This window comes from Bacillus sp. cl96 (genome assembly GCF_900100505.1).
In the GTDB taxonomy this organism is placed as follows: Bacteria; Bacillota; Bacilli; order Bacillales; family Bacillaceae_G; genus Bacillus_A; species Bacillus_A cereus.
Genome location: NZ_FNDM01000004.1, coordinates 1 through 14,714 on the forward strand (window position 1 = coordinate 1; position 14,714 = coordinate 14,714).

The window sequence follows — 14,714 nt, forward strand, 5'->3', positions numbered from 1 at the left end:
TAACAGTATAAGTTAATATATCCCCTACGGTAGCGAACGCTCGGTCCACTGTTTTGGCTGAAATGACATTTGCATCGTTTACTTGAGTAAATGTAGTAGTTGAAGTAGTATTCTTACTTACAGGTGAAGCGTTTGGATCAACGATAAAGTTATAGGAGATGGAAGCGCTATTTGAAATAGGGTTTGGATTTGGAATGCTAGTTATTACTACTTGGAATGAAGCTGTAATTGTAGTATTAGCATTGATGCTACCAATATTGATGCTAGCTGGTGTAACGCCTGGCTGAGTAACACTGTTAACTATAACGCTGTTTGGGACAAAGGCGGTTCCATTCGCAATTGAATCAGATAGTAATACATTGTTCGCTGCAACATTCCCATCGTTAGTAAGAGCAAAGGTGTAAGTTAATACATCGCCAACTTCCGCAAACGTTTTATCTACAGATTTATTAGCACGGAGATTTGCTAGTCTAATTGTTGATGTAACAGAATTAGAATTTGCTGTTTTTGAAGTCGGTGGCAAACTTGGATTTACAGTATATAGATAAGAAGCGAAGGCGTTATTAATGATAGGATTTTGGGTCGTAATATTGATGACTGTTACTTGGAAAGAAAGGGTAACAGTAGCCCCACCAGGAATTGTGCCGATAGGTAAAGCAACAAGAGAATCTACATTCTGCAAAACTCCGTTTAGTGTTACAGTACCAAGAGTCAATATCGTTCCGTTTGGAAGTGGATCTGTTAGTTGAACGTTATTAGCGGTTGCATTTCCACTGTTTGTAATAAGGATTGTATAACTTATCGTTTCGCCAATTGTGGCAAATTGTTTGTTAGTTGATTTTGTTAATGTTAAATTCGCATTGTTAATTTGAGTGGAAACGAGATTAGAAGAAATGTTTTTTGTAACGGGAGATTGGCTAGGGTTGACGGTATATTGATAAGAAGCGCTTGATCCGTTAGATACGACATTTGACGCGGGTATTGTGTTTACTACTACTTGAAATGCAACAGTTTTTATTGTGCCGCTTGGGATGGATCCAATGTTCACACCGCTAGCGGGATTTGCGCCCACTTGTGTCGTGCCATCTATTGTTAAACTGTTTAGAACGAAAGTTGTTCCAGTAGGAATGACATCCGTAAAAATAACATTGTTCGCATTTGTATTACCTGTACCTGTAAAGGAAACGGTGTACGTTAGTGTATCACCAATATCTGCAAAATTTTTATCTACTGCTTTTGCCATTGTTACAGTAGCGTTATTCACTTGAGTAGATACGATATTGGTCGTATCAGTCCCGCTTACTGCCGGTTGATTTGGTACAGGAGTGTATTGATAAATTGTTGTACCACTATTTAATATTGGATTTGTTTGCGGAATAGAAGGAACGAATACTTGAAATGAAATAGTAGTAGTAGAATTTGCGGCAATGGATCCAATTGATATACCATTAGCGGGATTTGCGCCAGCTTGAGTAACTCCGTTCACAGTTACACTCCCTGGAATGAAAGTAGTCCCGCTAGGAATCGGGTCCGTATATATAACATTTGTTGCAGCGATATTTCCTATATTAGCTAAGGCAATACTGTAAGTTAATGTTTCACCAATATCGGTAAAAAGTTTGTTAACTGATTTTGTTCCATTAATATCTGCCAGGTTAATTTGTGTTCCAGCAGAGTTGCTTGTTGCAAGACCGTTAAAAGTTGTTCCTCCGGCAATTGGTGTATATTGAAATGTAATATTAGCAGTGTTAGAGATAGGATTTTGACTTGGAAGAGAAACGACAGTTGCTTGGAAAGTTACTGTACGAGAAGCACCATTATTAATTGTTCCAAGAGATATACCAGCAGCTGGGTTTGCATTTGTTTGTGGTACGTTATCTACCGTTACAGTGCCAGGTATAAAGGAAGTGCCGTTAGGAAGACTGTCCATAAAAATAACGTTATTGGCGGGAAGCAGCCCGGTATTAGGGATCGTAACGGTGTAAGTGAGAACATCTCCAATTGCCGCGACGCTTTTATTCACGCTTTTCGTTGCTTGTATATTTGGTGAGTTTATATTAATTTGTAACCCGACTGTATTTAACATATATGCATCTCCGTTAGTTGTTAAACGGATTGCAGCTGAGACTTGGGAATTTGTTAAATAAGGAGAAATATCAATAGAAGTAATGTCCCAGCCTTGTCTTCCTGCGGAGATGTTTGTACCTGTAGAAGCACTTTGATTTCGGGTTCCAAATGTCCCAGTTGTATCTAAGTTTCCAGCGGCATTATTAATTTGAGAACCGAAGAAATTATTTACAGCATTATTTGGCCCAGATAAAGCATTTAATGAACTGAAATTTGGTCCGAATAGAGCCTGATCCCCAATTAAATCAGCATCTCCTTCAGTAGAACTTAAAAATAATCTCCCGCTTACAGGCCCTCCTGAAGGTGTTAAAAATCCTGAAACAGCTACATCTGCACTACCAGTATCAGCAGAAACACGATTACCAGCTACATAAATGGTTAAGTTTCTTGCAGGTAATGTCCCGTTTTGATAAGCGACGATAAGCGTCCATCCAGAAGAATTGATAGCTCCGTTAGAAGCATCTAAAGGATCAACGAGTCCAGGGACAGAACCGGTTGTATAAGAGCCTGATCCTCCAGCTTGAACGAGGGAAGTTACATCTGCGGATCGTGTATAGAATCCAAATGTGACAGAACCAGAAACGAATGTTTGATTAGAAGCTGTAACTGCTGAAGGGGTAATTGAGTATGTTGACACAGGTGTTGTAAAAGAAACAGGGTTGCCTAATACACTCGTAATATTTTGATCACGAGATAAGTAGTTTCCGCCCCAAACGAGTTCTGCGTAAAGAATCGTACTACCAGCAGGGATATTTAAAATAGCAGTAGAACTATTTTGTGTATAGTTTAACGTTGTACCAGCAGGAAAAGTAGGTACTTGTAAAGCAGTATTCGTAGTTACGAATGCACCAATTGCCCCGATAGTACCAGCACGGTTTTGGTTACTAATTTTACTTAAACCTAGTGTGTTCCCTGTAATCGCAAGTGCCCCGTTAGTGGTGGTAGAAAATCTATTTGTAATGGGCATTTTTTCACCTCATTTGCATATAGTTTTGGTCAAAATACGATATGCATATAAACAATCAAAAGGAACATGTATAATTGAACTATAAATTCCTTCCTTAATCATTGGAAGGAATTTATAGTAACAAGGGGCTATTTTAAACCGGTTAATATTAACATTAAAGGAAATCCCAGGGACACAAGCGTTGATTTATAAAACTGCATTTGTTTCTCTACTTTGTTTATTTTGACTTTTGGATAGCACCACATGCCCATCAACTTAAGAATTTAGAATTACCCCAAAATGAAAAAATAAGATTTTTGTTGCTTGATAGCGGTGTGTCTGTAGCCCTAAAAGGGGTATTTAATTCTTAGAATATAATTATTACATTATCGCATATAGTAAAACATATATTTAATAATGAGGAACAGGACTAATACCTTAGCTAAATTTAAATGATTCGTACTATATCTATCAAGAAAAACTTATTCAAGATTAATTAAAATTCAATTATCTGAGCTTTTTTCAAATTAGCAAACCATTCACCTATTATATCGTTATGATGCTTAATAATTTGGGATGCCGATAATAATGTAGTGTCATATGTACTATGCCCATCTTCAACAAGAGTAACATTATACCCTAAGCTATATGCACGTCGACACGTCGCGTCTATACATATTTCAGACTGAACGCCTGTAATCACAATGTGTTCGATGTCCCTTTTATTCAATTCTTGTTGAAGACTTGTTTCATGAATTGCCCATTCGGGATTTCCACGCTCTAATAAAGAGCCTGTTTTCCCATTAAACTTCATGTAAAAAATAGGCGCTTGAACAGTACGAGCTTTATGGATTAACAATTGAATGTTTTTTAATAATTCAATTCCTTTATATAGCATTCTTTCTTCTTTAAATGAACCCACTTGTACATCTATAATAAGCAATGCTGCATAGCCTTTTATCATAAACGACCACCTCACATTTTGATTAAAATCATACAAGTAAAATATGTATAAAATAAGTATCCATTTTTAAAGTATCCAAAATGGATAGAGAATATAAATATGTGGAATCATGAATTTTTTTATCTTCAAGCTAGAAATGAATACATTAATAATGTTTGTATTGCTTAATGTAGCCTAGAGGTATTTGAATGTAGTGAAATTCGCACGTACAGTGTTAAGTGGGGCAAAAGATGGAGATAACTTCAAAGTCTTACCTATCGCAACGATGGGGATGAAGAATGACGATAAATAGAACCTGTTGTTTATAACAGGTTCTAATCAGAGTTATAGGCTCAATTACAGGAACTACAGATCTACTGGGGGGTAGTGTAATTCCTGGTTAAAATTAAGATATGTTAAAAAATTTTAAATATGATTAATCAAATGATAACTAAACAAAATCGTTATTTTAAAGTGACTCAAAAAAGAGCACACATATAAATGTGCTCTTAGAGAGGTAGGTTAAGTATCCTATTGGCCATTGTTCAAAGTTAATATATGTACGTTTAACTAAAAAGTGAAAAATAAAAAAAGGATAGTTAGAAAAAAGCTAACTGTTTCATTGCAACTTGAAAAAAAGAATGTGGGAGGTTCAAAAAAGAAACTATATATAATTATACAAGTAAAACAGAATTGTACAGCATGAAAAGGAGCACTACATAAGTGAGTGCTCATCGATAAGGAGGTAACTTTTTTAGCTAAACACCCTTCTTAAAAAATATGCTGGAAAAGCGGGAAATAAAACCAAAATATAGTAACTAATGATGTTATGAGTAAAAATTTATAGGGGGAGGTTTCATGTTGTTATTATTTAAATAATAAAACAGCTAGCTCAATGAACTAACTGCTTTATTGTCCAACAATAAAGATACCCACAATACGTTGTAACTTTAAGTTACAACTATAGTATAAACAGAATTAAAAATATTATGTAAAGTTAAAAATGAGCTAAATAAGGAAACTAAAAAGAGCACTAGGTACAAGTGCTCTTTAAAAGAAGACCCTATGAGTTAATAGCTACATATCCGTAATATATGCTTGCCCCTTTAAATGGTGACAAGCAAGTTAATATAAAAGATTACCCAGCAAAAAACTAACTGCTCAGTCCTAGAAGAAAAGGAAAAGGAAAAACAAAATTACAGAGGTCACTGTGAATTAAGCTGTATCAGGCCATCTATAGCATTAGACATAATGAATAGAAACAATAAGGTCATTAAAACTCACTTATAAAAACGTAAAGGAGGCACTGCTTAAATTGTAGTATCTCCTCTTAAAAAAGATTAAGTTCAGTTTTATTTCTGAAATCAAAACAGATAATAAAGGTGTTTATTTTCTTGTGGAACTAAAGCTACCATATAGTTGAATAAGATGAATTGATTTATTCAGTATTTGATTTTATCATTGTTTTTCCTTCCTTATACAATAACGGAGTAATTTCCCCTGCATATCCACTCAAACTAATTAAATGATGAATTCCTGTTTCTTTATCTACTATCGTTACTCGTGAACACATAATTTAGAATTTCATTCGGAAAAACTCAAAAAGGCAGTTAGCCCAGTCTAACTGCTCGATACAGAGGTAATAATCTAGATGCATAGATATTGTATGCCGAGTTATTGATTTTATTCAAGGAATAAAGAAATTGTATTTATTTGAAAAATATAGTTGAAGAATTTTATAGAGAAACTGCAGCAAATTCTATATTACAAGAGATACGAGGTGTAGCTCCAATAGAAGACAGAATGACATAAGTACGAAGCCTTACTAAACTTTCTGGACCAAAGTTTAGTAAGGCTTCAACTAATTTAACTGAATTTGAAACAAAACTAAATAGTAAAACCTAATTAAATGTGAAATCCAACTAAAATTTAATTTAATTCTACATAAGTAACAAAAGATATTCATGAAAATGGATACTTTCTCGTCTAAAAAGTATCCATTTTATGTCCTTGTACAAGTGTAGAAAGACAGAAAAGTCTAAACTAAAATTTCATAAATAATTGTTGATAAATAGCCGTTATCATAATTTTACATATAGCAATAGAATTTGTAAATAATGATCAAACCACATACACTGGTGGTTGAACGATGAACAGGCACCAGAATTTGCATACAATGTAGATATTCATAGAAAGCCTGGTTATGATCCGGTAGAGTTGTTTGTAAATCCAAAGACATTCCAAATACCACTAGAACCGGAGCGAATCAAAGGATCTCACGGTTTACCAGCAAAGGATAAAGGAGATTATGTGTCACTTGTAGTAACGGGGAAAGATTTTGAACTTCCAGATACATTAGAAGCGACCGAAGTCCATGACTTGTTGCTAAAGCTTGCGGGAAATGAGAAAGGGTGAAAAAATGAAATATCAGATGGGTGTGTTATTTGTCGGAGTGCTAGGTGCCGTTGCAACAACAACGATTTCTGGGCTTTTTGCAGTCAATCAAAATCTTGCTCCACTAAGGGGCGTTATTTCTACAGAGGGGTATCGCCACATCGCCATCAACCTAAGGTGGACAAAAGGGTATATGTGAATGTGTTTTTTGAAATTTCTACGACTACACTAAAGATGTGCATAACAAATAAACCTATTAACTAGGCATTTTAAAAAATATTATGCAGCCTTGAAACTTTTTGACAACATATAATCATACACAACACCTAAGATATCAAAGACGGTTTTCTTTTCGTACCGGTGAGATTTTCTTCCGTTTTTCTCTAAAAGGTAAAACAAACGCAGTAAAACTTTTAATAATTCATGGCTGCCCTTCTGTAGTCCCTCATAAAACAATAGATAATAATTCTTTATCATATAGATGGATTTGTATTCACTTAACTCTTTCTTTTTCTTATCCAAGAGTAACTGACGCATTTTAAACATCGTCGATGAACAGAGTAACATACTAATGAGTTGTCCATATAAATGGCATTCTAAGCGTTCTTTCTTGATTTCTTTACACTTGTCAATTTGAAAGAAAGATTTCCATGTTTTGAACAAAATTTCAATTTGCCAGCGTAATGAATACAAGTCATGGATATGTTCCGTTGGAACATTTTCTGCAGGAAGATTCGTAATATACACATTGATCCCACTCAACCGCTTACTTCGCTCTTTGTATGTAATACCTTTCTTCTTTTCTTTTTTGGCTTGTTCCTTCAACCTTTTCTCTGTTTGTTCCTTTGTTAATCGATGAATAATAACACGAGCTGGTAATTTTTGGTGCTGTCCAATGTATGCCTCTGAAACCTCTATTGTTTGACCAGGAGACAATTGATTCATGAGTTCTTCCATATCTAACTGAATATAGAGTGATCCTTTCTTTACAGTCCCATTTCGAAAATGCTCTGGCTTATCATTCTTACAATAGATTCGAGAATTTAATTTCAAACGTGAGATATAGTAAGCTCCTTTATCATGGATTTTCTGTAAGTCATGTAAGTCGAAATAGCCTAAATCTCTTATGTACAAGTCTTTTGGTCGAATAATTTGTAGGCTTGTTGAACCAAATATTTTATCATTTTCTCTTCCTTCCCCTACATAAACGTGCAGAAACTTTCCACTCAATAGGTCATACTCCAATTGAATTTTGACTCCTGCCGTATGGCTACTTCCACCTGAACCTTGATAATGTGAAGAAAATTTATCTGGAAGCTGAAATGTTGTAGAATCCAGAATCCGAATGTGCTTAAAGGTCGTGGTATATTGATGAATTATTTCTTTTGTTGAATGAATTCGTTGAGTTAGAAGATTAGCTAGAACTTGTTCTAGCAACTGTACTGCAGAAGCATTAAATCGTCGGTTAAGTCCTTCAGGGCTGATAAGAACACCTGTAGATACTTCAAGATAGCTGCATAATTGAGTGAGTGATGTACTTGCAACCTGTTGGCTAAGCCATACACATAAAGCAACTAATTCCTTTTCCTGATATTTACTCTTTCGCTGAACAAACCCTTTTTCTTTAGCTAGGTGTTCTAGAACACGAGGAGACATATGTCTTTGTAATTCTTCGGCAATCGGTTGAAGTTCGTCATGAATCGAAAACTCCATAAAATACGCCATCTTTTCCTATAATTCTACAGAAAGAATAACGTCTTTTTGGTTTTATGGATAGTGTAAAACCTTAGCCTGATAGTGATGGTGCCACTCTTTAATAGAATAATAAAATGATTAAAAAATAAATTCTCTCTGTTATTTAATATTTCACCCAAACTATTTTTGAGAAAACAAAGTCTAGAAAAGGGATAAAATACCTTTTTATGTTATATTTAGATAAAAAGGGGGAGAATACATGATTAAAGCAGTTATCTTCGACTTAGATGGAACTTTATTAGATAGGGATAGTTCTCTTAAACTCTTTATTAAAGAACAATATAAGAGGCATATCAATAAACTAAAACATATACCTGAAGAACAATATGTATCTCGATTTATTGAGTTAGATAATAAGGGATACGTTTGGAAGGACAAGGTATACCAACAATTACTCCAAGAGCATTCTATTTCCGATTTAACATGGGAGCAATTATTAGAGGATTACATAAACAACTTTCAACATCACTGTATTCCTTTTTCTAACATGGAGCATGTACTAAAAGAGTTGAAAGACAAAGGCATATTATTAGGCATGATTACAAATGGATTCACTGAATTTCAACTCCTAAATATCCAAGCCTTAGGAATTGAGAAATACATGGATACCATTTTAGTGTCTGAACAAGAGGGAATTAAAAAACCTCAAGCTGAAATCTTTATGAGAGCTTTAGAAAGATTAGGTGTTACCCCCGAAGAAAGCGTATACATAGGGGATCATCCAGAAAATGATGTAATAGGAGCTCGAAATGTGGGAATGAATGCAATATGGAAGAAAGATGCGTTTTGGGAAAATCCATTTACAGATGAATACATAATTGATGATTTAAAAGAATTACTGTTACTAATTGATACAATCAAAAAAAATAAGTACTTATCAATAAAATTGACTACTATAACCAAAAGGAGGAAGTTTTATGAGTTCAGTAGAAGAAAAGTTTCTATCTACAGTAATTTTTCAATTTGAGCACATAAAAAAACGTGCTGAGAAAGCTATAGATCAGTTAACAGAGCGAGATTTACATTGGCGTCCTAACAGTGAATCTAATAGTATTGCAATCATTATAAAACATCTGAGTGGAAATATGCATTCAAGGTGGACTAATTTCTTAACAACAGATGGCGAAAAAGAATATAGGGATCGTGATGGTGAATTTCTCGATACGGTCATTGAAAAAAAGAATTAATTGAAATTTGGGAAAATGGGCGGTTTCTTTTATTTAAAGCAATTAAAGAGTTACAAACAGAAGACTTAATAAAGACTATAACAATTAGAAATAATCCATTAACCGTCCTAGAAGCAATTCAAATTGAAATAGCGCATTGTAGCAATCATTTAGGTCAAATTTTATACATTGGTAAACAAATAAAAGGTTCAGGCTGGGAAATATTAAGTATTCCGAAAGAGAAATCTCAAACTTTTAGATAATATATTCAAAGTTCAAGTGACGTTAGCTAAATGGTGTAAAAATATTAGTTATTTATTTGTAATTTCGAATAGAGAATAAGAAAGCCTGAAAAATGAGTAAACTTTATTTCGAAACTACAGTAATAGTTATTATAGGGAAAAATGGACTGAAAAAGAATTATTGATTACTGTCTAAAGGAGTGAGTTGTATGAATGTAAAAATAGACGAAAAAACAATTACAACAGATCGGCTTTATTTGAGAAAAATAGGCTTAGAAGATATTGATGATATTTATAGTATCGTAAAAAAAGATATGGTCGGTACATGGCTTGCAGCATCTAGAGGAATGACAAAAGAAGAAACAAAAGTGTACGTCGAAAAGTTTATAGATCATTGGAATCAATATGGCTTTGGTGTATGGGCAGTATTAAATAAATGTACAGGGGAAATTATAGGACATTGCGGATTAAGATATGTAGATCAAAAAGAAGAGGAAGTTGAAATTATGTATCTTTTAGATCCTGAATTTTGGGGAAGGGGTTATGCAACAGAAGCTGCAAAAGCATCTATACAATATGCCACTAACTCGATGGAAATTAAAAAACTGATTGCGAGAATTAAAATTACAAATGATAAATCAAAAAAGGTATTGGAGACCTTAGAATTCCAATATACTTATGATAAAGACTATCAAGGTAAACAACTATCACATTATGAAATAAAATTGAAGTCATAAACACTTCTTAAGAACACAGGATTCACGTAAATGTAAGATAATTAATCAGCTCGCTTGTTTAACAACAGCGAGCCTTTTTACGTATGTAAACCTTGGTTAGTTAGTTTATGTTGGCTCCTGTTTTTGAATCTTTTATTATCAACGCTTATTATAGGATAACAAAATGTAGAAAAATAAAAATTTCGTTTAGGGGGTACTATAAAATATTAGCTTGATGGGTATGGGGTACCGCCAGCATTTCGGAAAAAAAACACGATAAGCAAAACGTAAAATAAGCTGCCCATATGGACAGCTTATTTACATAAATTTCGTTATTGGTAGTAAAACAACAACAAAAAAGATTAGCAAAGAGCTAAAAATTAAAATGACTGATTCGTTTAATGATATCTAAACCAAACAAACCATCCTTTTTCTTTACTTTTTGCTAAAAATATTTGACCTTGGGCTAGGTCAGCTCCAGGTGCTTTTGGGAAGTCTAAACGTACAAGCCATGATTTCTCAGCAATTTCTTTACCACAAAAGGTTTTTGCCATTCCAAAATAGTTTTTTTCTTCTTTATTACCAATAGTTTTAGGAAAAGGTTTTGCAGTTACAACATTCCATTTAGTATACATATCAGGAAAATCATCTATTCCAGTTCCATAAGTTTTGGGTATCAAAGTATTTAATGCTTCAATTACCTCTTTTCTATCTTTAATGGATGTTTTTTTTAATTCACTTAATACTGGGCATTTTTTGGGTTGTGCGTTAGCTTCAATTATCGGAAAAGAAAATAATAAAATCATTATTAAAAAGAATAACCGTTTTATATGAATCACCTCTCAACTATTATTCATCAGGGAGGATATTTTTATGATGATTTGATTGAATACTCCATACATATCAAGTCGACATAACGCATCATTATCGGTAGCAATAAAAAAGAGGAATCCTTACTCTCAGAAGGATTCCCCTTTTTTATTTTCTATAAAGCTATTCATCTTTTTATACATTCCTATTATGGCGCGATTTTAGGTTTCTCGTTTGTTACTGGATTAGCCGAAAAACTGTATAAAATCTTGTATACTCTTAGCGTGGTTTTTTTCCAAAATGCTGGCGGTACCCCTACAGAGAAAGAATTTGAGACATTACAGCTAACTCCACTCGATCAGATTGCTTTTGGTGGATGGGATATACAAAAGGATTCATTGATAGAAGTAGTAAAAAAATATGGTATCATTCAGGAATCTATTTTGAAGAAATTTGAAATGCAACTCAATGATGTTCCTATTTGGCAAGCACCACTGGCTAATGTAAATGATTTTGTTAAAGGGGTCTATAGTCTGACAGGAGAGCCTGAGAACTTAATGAGCGCAGTGAATCAAATTCAGGCAGACATTAAAGAATTTAGAAAAAAATATAATCTTGAAAGAATTGTTGTGGTAAATACGGCTTCAACAGAAGAAAAGACAAAAAGTCATTATTTATATCAGTCATTAAAAGCATTTGAGACTGGGTTAAGGGAAAATTCACCTGATATTCGACCAGGTATGCTGTATGCATATGCGGCAATGAAATCAAAATGTGCCTATGTAAATTTTACGCCGAGTGTGACGACTGAGATACCAGCATTACAGGAATTAGCAGAACTGCAGGCTGTTCCGACGGCAGGAAAAGATGGAAGAACAGGTCAGACTTTATATAAACACGTTTTAGGAAAAATGTTCAAACAACGTGGATTGAATATTGTCGGGTGGTATAGTACGAACATCTTAGGGAATCAAGATGGTGCAGTTTTGGAACACCCAACACATTCTTCAACAAAAATTGATTCGAAATCCATTGGGCTAGAACAAATATTAGGGTACAGTCATTTTGATCATAAAGTAAGAATTGATTACTTTCCTGTCCGAGGAGATAGGAAAGAAGCCTGGGATACCATTGACTTTGAAGGCTGGTTAGGAGAACGAATGACAATGAAAATTAATTGGTTAGGTATTGATTCGATTTTAGCTGCCCCTCTAATAATTGATCTGTCCCGTTTTATGGAGCATGCACTTAGAGAAGGGAAGGTAGGAATAATGGAACATCTTTCCCTTTTTTTTAAAGCTCCAATTGGAACAGATGAGTATGCCCTTGATAAGCAATACCAAACGTTATTAGATTATGTTAAACATTTCGAATAAAACGATTAATTCCTTTGGTTCCTTAAAGTTGAAAAGATATCGGAGGTTGAGATCTTTTTCTTGAAATCGAAAATAAAACAATAAGGTTTTTTAACTATTTAACAAATCCTATTTCTATAAGATTTACTAGAAGGAAATTATTTTATTAGATAAGAATATCTTAAGTTGAAAAATAAAAAACGTTATCTCTTTAAACATGATAGATTAACCAAGATAACGTTTTTTTATAATGGTAGTATTGTAAGTAAATATTTAGAATATGTATCCGAAAATATGTTGCAATCACTACTTATTGCTGTTACTTTCAACGAATTCAGAGAAATTATAAAGAAACTTTAGGATAAATTGCAATTCATTAACATTTTTTTGATGCAGTAGAGAAGTAATAATACTAAGAGATTCCTCTCTTTGAGGATTATCGATTAAATTAACATTACTAAAATTTAACACTTCATCAGGTGAAACCTCTAGGCCAACAGCAATTTTTTGCAGAGTAAGCATGGAAATATTCCTTTCTCCACGTTCAACACCACCAATGTAAGCTTGTTGCAGATTGATTTGTTCAGCCAATTCTTCTTGTGTCAATCCTCTTTTTTTTCGTAAAAAGCGGATGTTTTCTCCAACCAATTTTAAGAAATCAGACAAGTGTATCACCTCTCTATCAGATTAGAGAAGTGTACAAATGAATGTAAGAACACTATAGTGCTTAAAAAACGAAAAATATAACTTATAAGTATTTTTGTATATTTAATAGATTAGTCTATATGAGAAATAAAACTAATAATAAATGGTACTATGGTCTATTATTTTTAGTTAATAAGAGAATCTAATTGTATTCAATAGTGAATTTTACTAAAAATGGCTTATAAAATTATTAAATTACCGTATCAAGCCGTACTATACCAAACGCCACCGAACCGAACGCAGCCGGGATGTACCATACCAAGCCTAACCTAATTAAAACGACCTATCTCTTCAGCAATAGGGAGGTCATCTCCTATTGAACAGCTTTAACTGTTTCGACAAAATCATAATTTTCATTGAATATTCTTGTAATATAAAATTTTTAGTGGTTTTATTTGAATTTTTATTAGAATAAATTAATTTAATTTATATCCGTATCAAATCGTACCATATATCTAGTTTGGCATAATAAAATAAACTATGTTAATTAAACTATATTTAAATTCCTAAATTATTACTATTTCATTAGGGAATATAAAAGTATTCTGTTTATCTTTTCAATAGTGATTCTTCTTCCCAAACATATTGACGCCAATCTGCTGTTATAACTCCATCTTTTAAAGCTTTTGCAATCATACCGCGATGAAGGCGATCTGAACGTAGAACGTGACAACGTCTGCAAAGTGTACGTAAATTTTGAAGTCTATTGTCCCCATGCAGCCCACTAATTATATGGTCTATATGACATTCGCTTAATAAAACTGTCTTTTTGCAACGTATACATTGTTTATTATCTCTCTTCCATATAATTGGTCTTATGTTTTTCCTCCAAGTTTCATAAGGTGTTCTTTTTTTAGGCATGTGCTTTTTCCTGAATGATGTTAAAGTCAGTGACATGGAATCGACCAAATCCAACTTTTCTTGCGTCTCCTAAACCAGCATACGCACCAGCATCTTGGCAAATAGCTTTCATTTGTTCTCGGCTAATTAAGGTTCCCTCCCATATTATACTGAACTCTGTTTTCCAACCGGATGAAATAGCCAGACGATAACGTATATTTTTAACTCCTCTTCTTGAAACAGGGCGTACATCAATATACACATCTCTTTTATCATCCCTTGTTATTTCGCTAATAGGTGGAAGAAACCTGTTAATTAATATTTTATTATTTAATACTTGGAGAGTTGAAGATACGTCTGGTTCTAAAGTTCCTCTTCCTTTGGATATAAATTTTCCTCCTGCGCGTAAACAAGAGAAAATATAAATGGGATCCAAATAAAGTTGTCCTTGTGGTGTTGCTTGAAAAGTTTTTTTCCATTCTTGTGGATTATTTCCTGGAACTCCCCACTTTTCTTGTTTGGTTATGGGAATAGCCTCTTCGGTAAAGCGATTAAACAAGAGTGGTCTAGTTCCTGAAATTTTCACATTAGCACAAATTATTGACATTTAATTTACCTCCTAAAATAAAACCTATAAGTATTTATTGTCAAAATTTAATACTTTTAAACATAGGAGTTAATTTTATGGTTAAAAATATTAATAGTAAGAAAACAA

General features: G+C 33.5%; 13 protein-coding genes and 2 pseudogenes. 7 read left to right on the plus strand and 8 right to left on the minus strand.

What is annotated here, in order from left to right:
• From BLT20_RS10145 to BLT20_RS31010, 3 genes are all read right to left on the minus strand, one after another.
• Positions 1–3,094, minus strand: a 3,094-nt coding sequence (locus tag BLT20_RS10145) for a beta strand repeat-containing protein (protein ID WP_141770356.1), incomplete at its 3' end; no start/stop codon positions are given.
• A gap of 475 nt (positions 3,095–3,569) precedes the next feature.
• On the minus strand, positions 3,570–4,037 hold the full coding sequence (locus tag BLT20_RS10155; RefSeq protein ID WP_000589749.1) for an isochorismatase family protein: 468 nt from the start codon (positions 4,035–4,037) through the stop codon (positions 3,570–3,572).
• Positions 4,038–5,454: 1,417 nt separating this feature from the next.
• The gene (locus tag BLT20_RS31010) at positions 5,455–5,589 is read right to left on the minus strand and encodes a DUF6440 family protein (RefSeq protein WP_002025869.1); all 135 of its coding nucleotides are present in this window, start codon (positions 5,587–5,589) and stop codon (positions 5,455–5,457) included.
• A gap of 164 nt (positions 5,590–5,753) precedes the next feature.
• Between BLT20_RS31010 and BLT20_RS31015 the strand changes: the two are divergent.
• From BLT20_RS31015 to BLT20_RS30540, 3 genes and pseudogenes are all read left to right on the plus strand, one after another.
• Positions 5,754–5,921: pseudogene (locus BLT20_RS31015) on the plus strand (ribonuclease); the annotation flags it as partial.
• Positions 5,922–6,158: 237 nt separating this feature from the next.
• Positions 6,159–6,431 (plus strand): hypothetical protein, encoded by a 273-nt coding sequence (locus tag BLT20_RS10165; RefSeq protein WP_000997500.1) that lies wholly within the window; start codon positions 6,159–6,161, stop codon positions 6,429–6,431.
• A 4-nt stretch (positions 6,432–6,435) separates the two neighbouring features.
• A complete protein-coding gene (locus tag BLT20_RS30540) occupies positions 6,436–6,609 on the plus strand; it encodes a hypothetical protein (RefSeq protein WP_000877140.1) in 174 nt (57 codons plus the stop codon).
• An 80-nt stretch (positions 6,610–6,689) separates the two neighbouring features.
• Here the strand turns inward: BLT20_RS30540 and BLT20_RS10170 are convergent, their stop codons facing one another.
• Complete coding sequence (locus BLT20_RS10170) at positions 6,690–8,123, minus strand: IS4 family transposase (RefSeq protein WP_000395870.1); 1,434 nt, start codon at positions 8,121–8,123, stop codon at positions 6,690–6,692.
• A 241-nt stretch (positions 8,124–8,364) separates the two neighbouring features.
• Between BLT20_RS10170 and BLT20_RS10175 the strand changes: the two genes are divergently transcribed.
• The 3 genes and pseudogenes from BLT20_RS10175 to BLT20_RS10185 all read left to right on the plus strand — a co-directional run bounded on the left by BLT20_RS10175 (position 8,365) and on the right by BLT20_RS10185 (position 10,310).
• Positions 8,365–9,132 carry an HAD family hydrolase gene (locus BLT20_RS10175; RefSeq protein WP_000588496.1) on the plus strand — a complete coding sequence of 256 codons (768 nt, stop codon included), beginning with the start codon at positions 8,365–8,367 and terminating at the stop codon, positions 9,130–9,132.
• Positions 9,083–9,594 (plus strand): annotated as a pseudogene (locus BLT20_RS10180) (DUF1572 family protein). The gene BLT20_RS10175 and the pseudogene BLT20_RS10180 overlap by 50 nt, the downstream one beginning before the upstream one ends.
• A 188-nt stretch (positions 9,595–9,782) precedes the next feature.
• The gene (locus tag BLT20_RS10185) at positions 9,783–10,310 is read left to right on the plus strand and encodes a GNAT family N-acetyltransferase (RefSeq protein ID WP_001101141.1); all 528 of its coding nucleotides are present in this window, start codon (positions 9,783–9,785) and stop codon (positions 10,308–10,310) included.
• Between the two features lie 377 nt (positions 10,311–10,687).
• Here BLT20_RS10185 and BLT20_RS10190 read toward each other — a convergent pair whose 3' ends face one another.
• Positions 10,688–11,095: a hypothetical protein gene (locus BLT20_RS10190; protein ID WP_000601800.1), complete on the minus strand. Its 408-nt coding sequence runs from the start codon at positions 11,093–11,095 to the stop codon at positions 10,688–10,690.
• Between the two features lie 288 nt (positions 11,096–11,383).
• Between BLT20_RS10190 and BLT20_RS10195 the strand changes: the two genes are divergently transcribed.
• On the plus strand, positions 11,384–12,475 hold the full coding sequence (locus BLT20_RS10195) for an inositol-3-phosphate synthase (protein WP_000231158.1): 1,092 nt from the start codon (positions 11,384–11,386) through the stop codon (positions 12,473–12,475).
• Positions 12,476–12,760: 285 nt separating this feature from the next.
• Here the strand turns inward: BLT20_RS10195 and BLT20_RS10200 are convergent, their stop codons facing one another.
• The 3 genes from BLT20_RS10200 to BLT20_RS10210 all read right to left on the minus strand — a co-directional run bounded on the left by BLT20_RS10200 (position 12,761) and on the right by BLT20_RS10210 (position 14,606).
• Complete coding sequence (locus BLT20_RS10200; RefSeq protein ID WP_001279278.1) at positions 12,761–13,120, minus strand: helix-turn-helix domain-containing protein; 360 nt, start codon at positions 13,118–13,120, stop codon at positions 12,761–12,763.
• Positions 13,121–13,708: 588 nt separating this feature from the next.
• The gene (locus BLT20_RS10205) at positions 13,709–14,020 is read right to left on the minus strand and encodes an HNH endonuclease (protein ID WP_001124982.1); all 312 of its coding nucleotides are present in this window, start codon (positions 14,018–14,020) and stop codon (positions 13,709–13,711) included.
• Positions 14,013–14,606, minus strand: a complete 594-nt coding sequence (locus BLT20_RS10210) for a hypothetical protein (protein ID WP_000022212.1) — start codon at positions 14,604–14,606, stop codon at positions 14,013–14,015. The genes BLT20_RS10205 and BLT20_RS10210 overlap by 8 nt, the downstream gene beginning before the upstream one ends.
• Positions 14,607–14,714: the final 108 nt, after the last annotated feature.

What these genes read in the sequence shown, in the direction of transcription:
- BLT20_RS10170 (WP_000395870.1), bottom strand. Translation starts at nt 8,123, where the DNA reads ATGGAGTTTTCGATTCATGACGAACTTCAACCGATTGCCGAAGAATTA.
- BLT20_RS31010 (WP_002025869.1), bottom strand. Translation starts at nt 5,589, where the DNA reads ATGTGTTCACGAGTAACGATAGTAGATAAAGAAACAGGAATTCATCAT.
- BLT20_RS10190 (WP_000601800.1), bottom strand. Translation starts at nt 11,095, where the DNA reads ATGATTTTATTATTTTCTTTTCCGATAATTGAAGCTAACGCACAACCC.
- BLT20_RS10210 (WP_000022212.1), bottom strand. Translation starts at nt 14,606, where the DNA reads ATGTCAATAATTTGTGCTAATGTGAAAATTTCAGGAACTAGACCACTC.
- BLT20_RS10175 (WP_000588496.1), top strand. Translation starts at nt 8,365, where the DNA reads ATGATTAAAGCAGTTATCTTCGACTTAGATGGAACTTTATTAGATAGG.
- BLT20_RS30540 (WP_000877140.1), top strand. Translation starts at nt 6,436, where the DNA reads ATGAAATATCAGATGGGTGTGTTATTTGTCGGAGTGCTAGGTGCCGTT.
- BLT20_RS10205 (WP_001124982.1), bottom strand. Translation starts at nt 14,020, where the DNA reads ATGCCTAAAAAAAGAACACCTTATGAAACTTGGAGGAAAAACATAAGA.
- BLT20_RS10155 (WP_000589749.1), bottom strand. Translation starts at nt 4,037, where the DNA reads ATGATAAAAGGCTATGCAGCATTGCTTATTATAGATGTACAAGTGGGT.
- BLT20_RS10185 (WP_001101141.1), top strand. Translation starts at nt 9,783, where the DNA reads ATGAATGTAAAAATAGACGAAAAAACAATTACAACAGATCGGCTTTAT.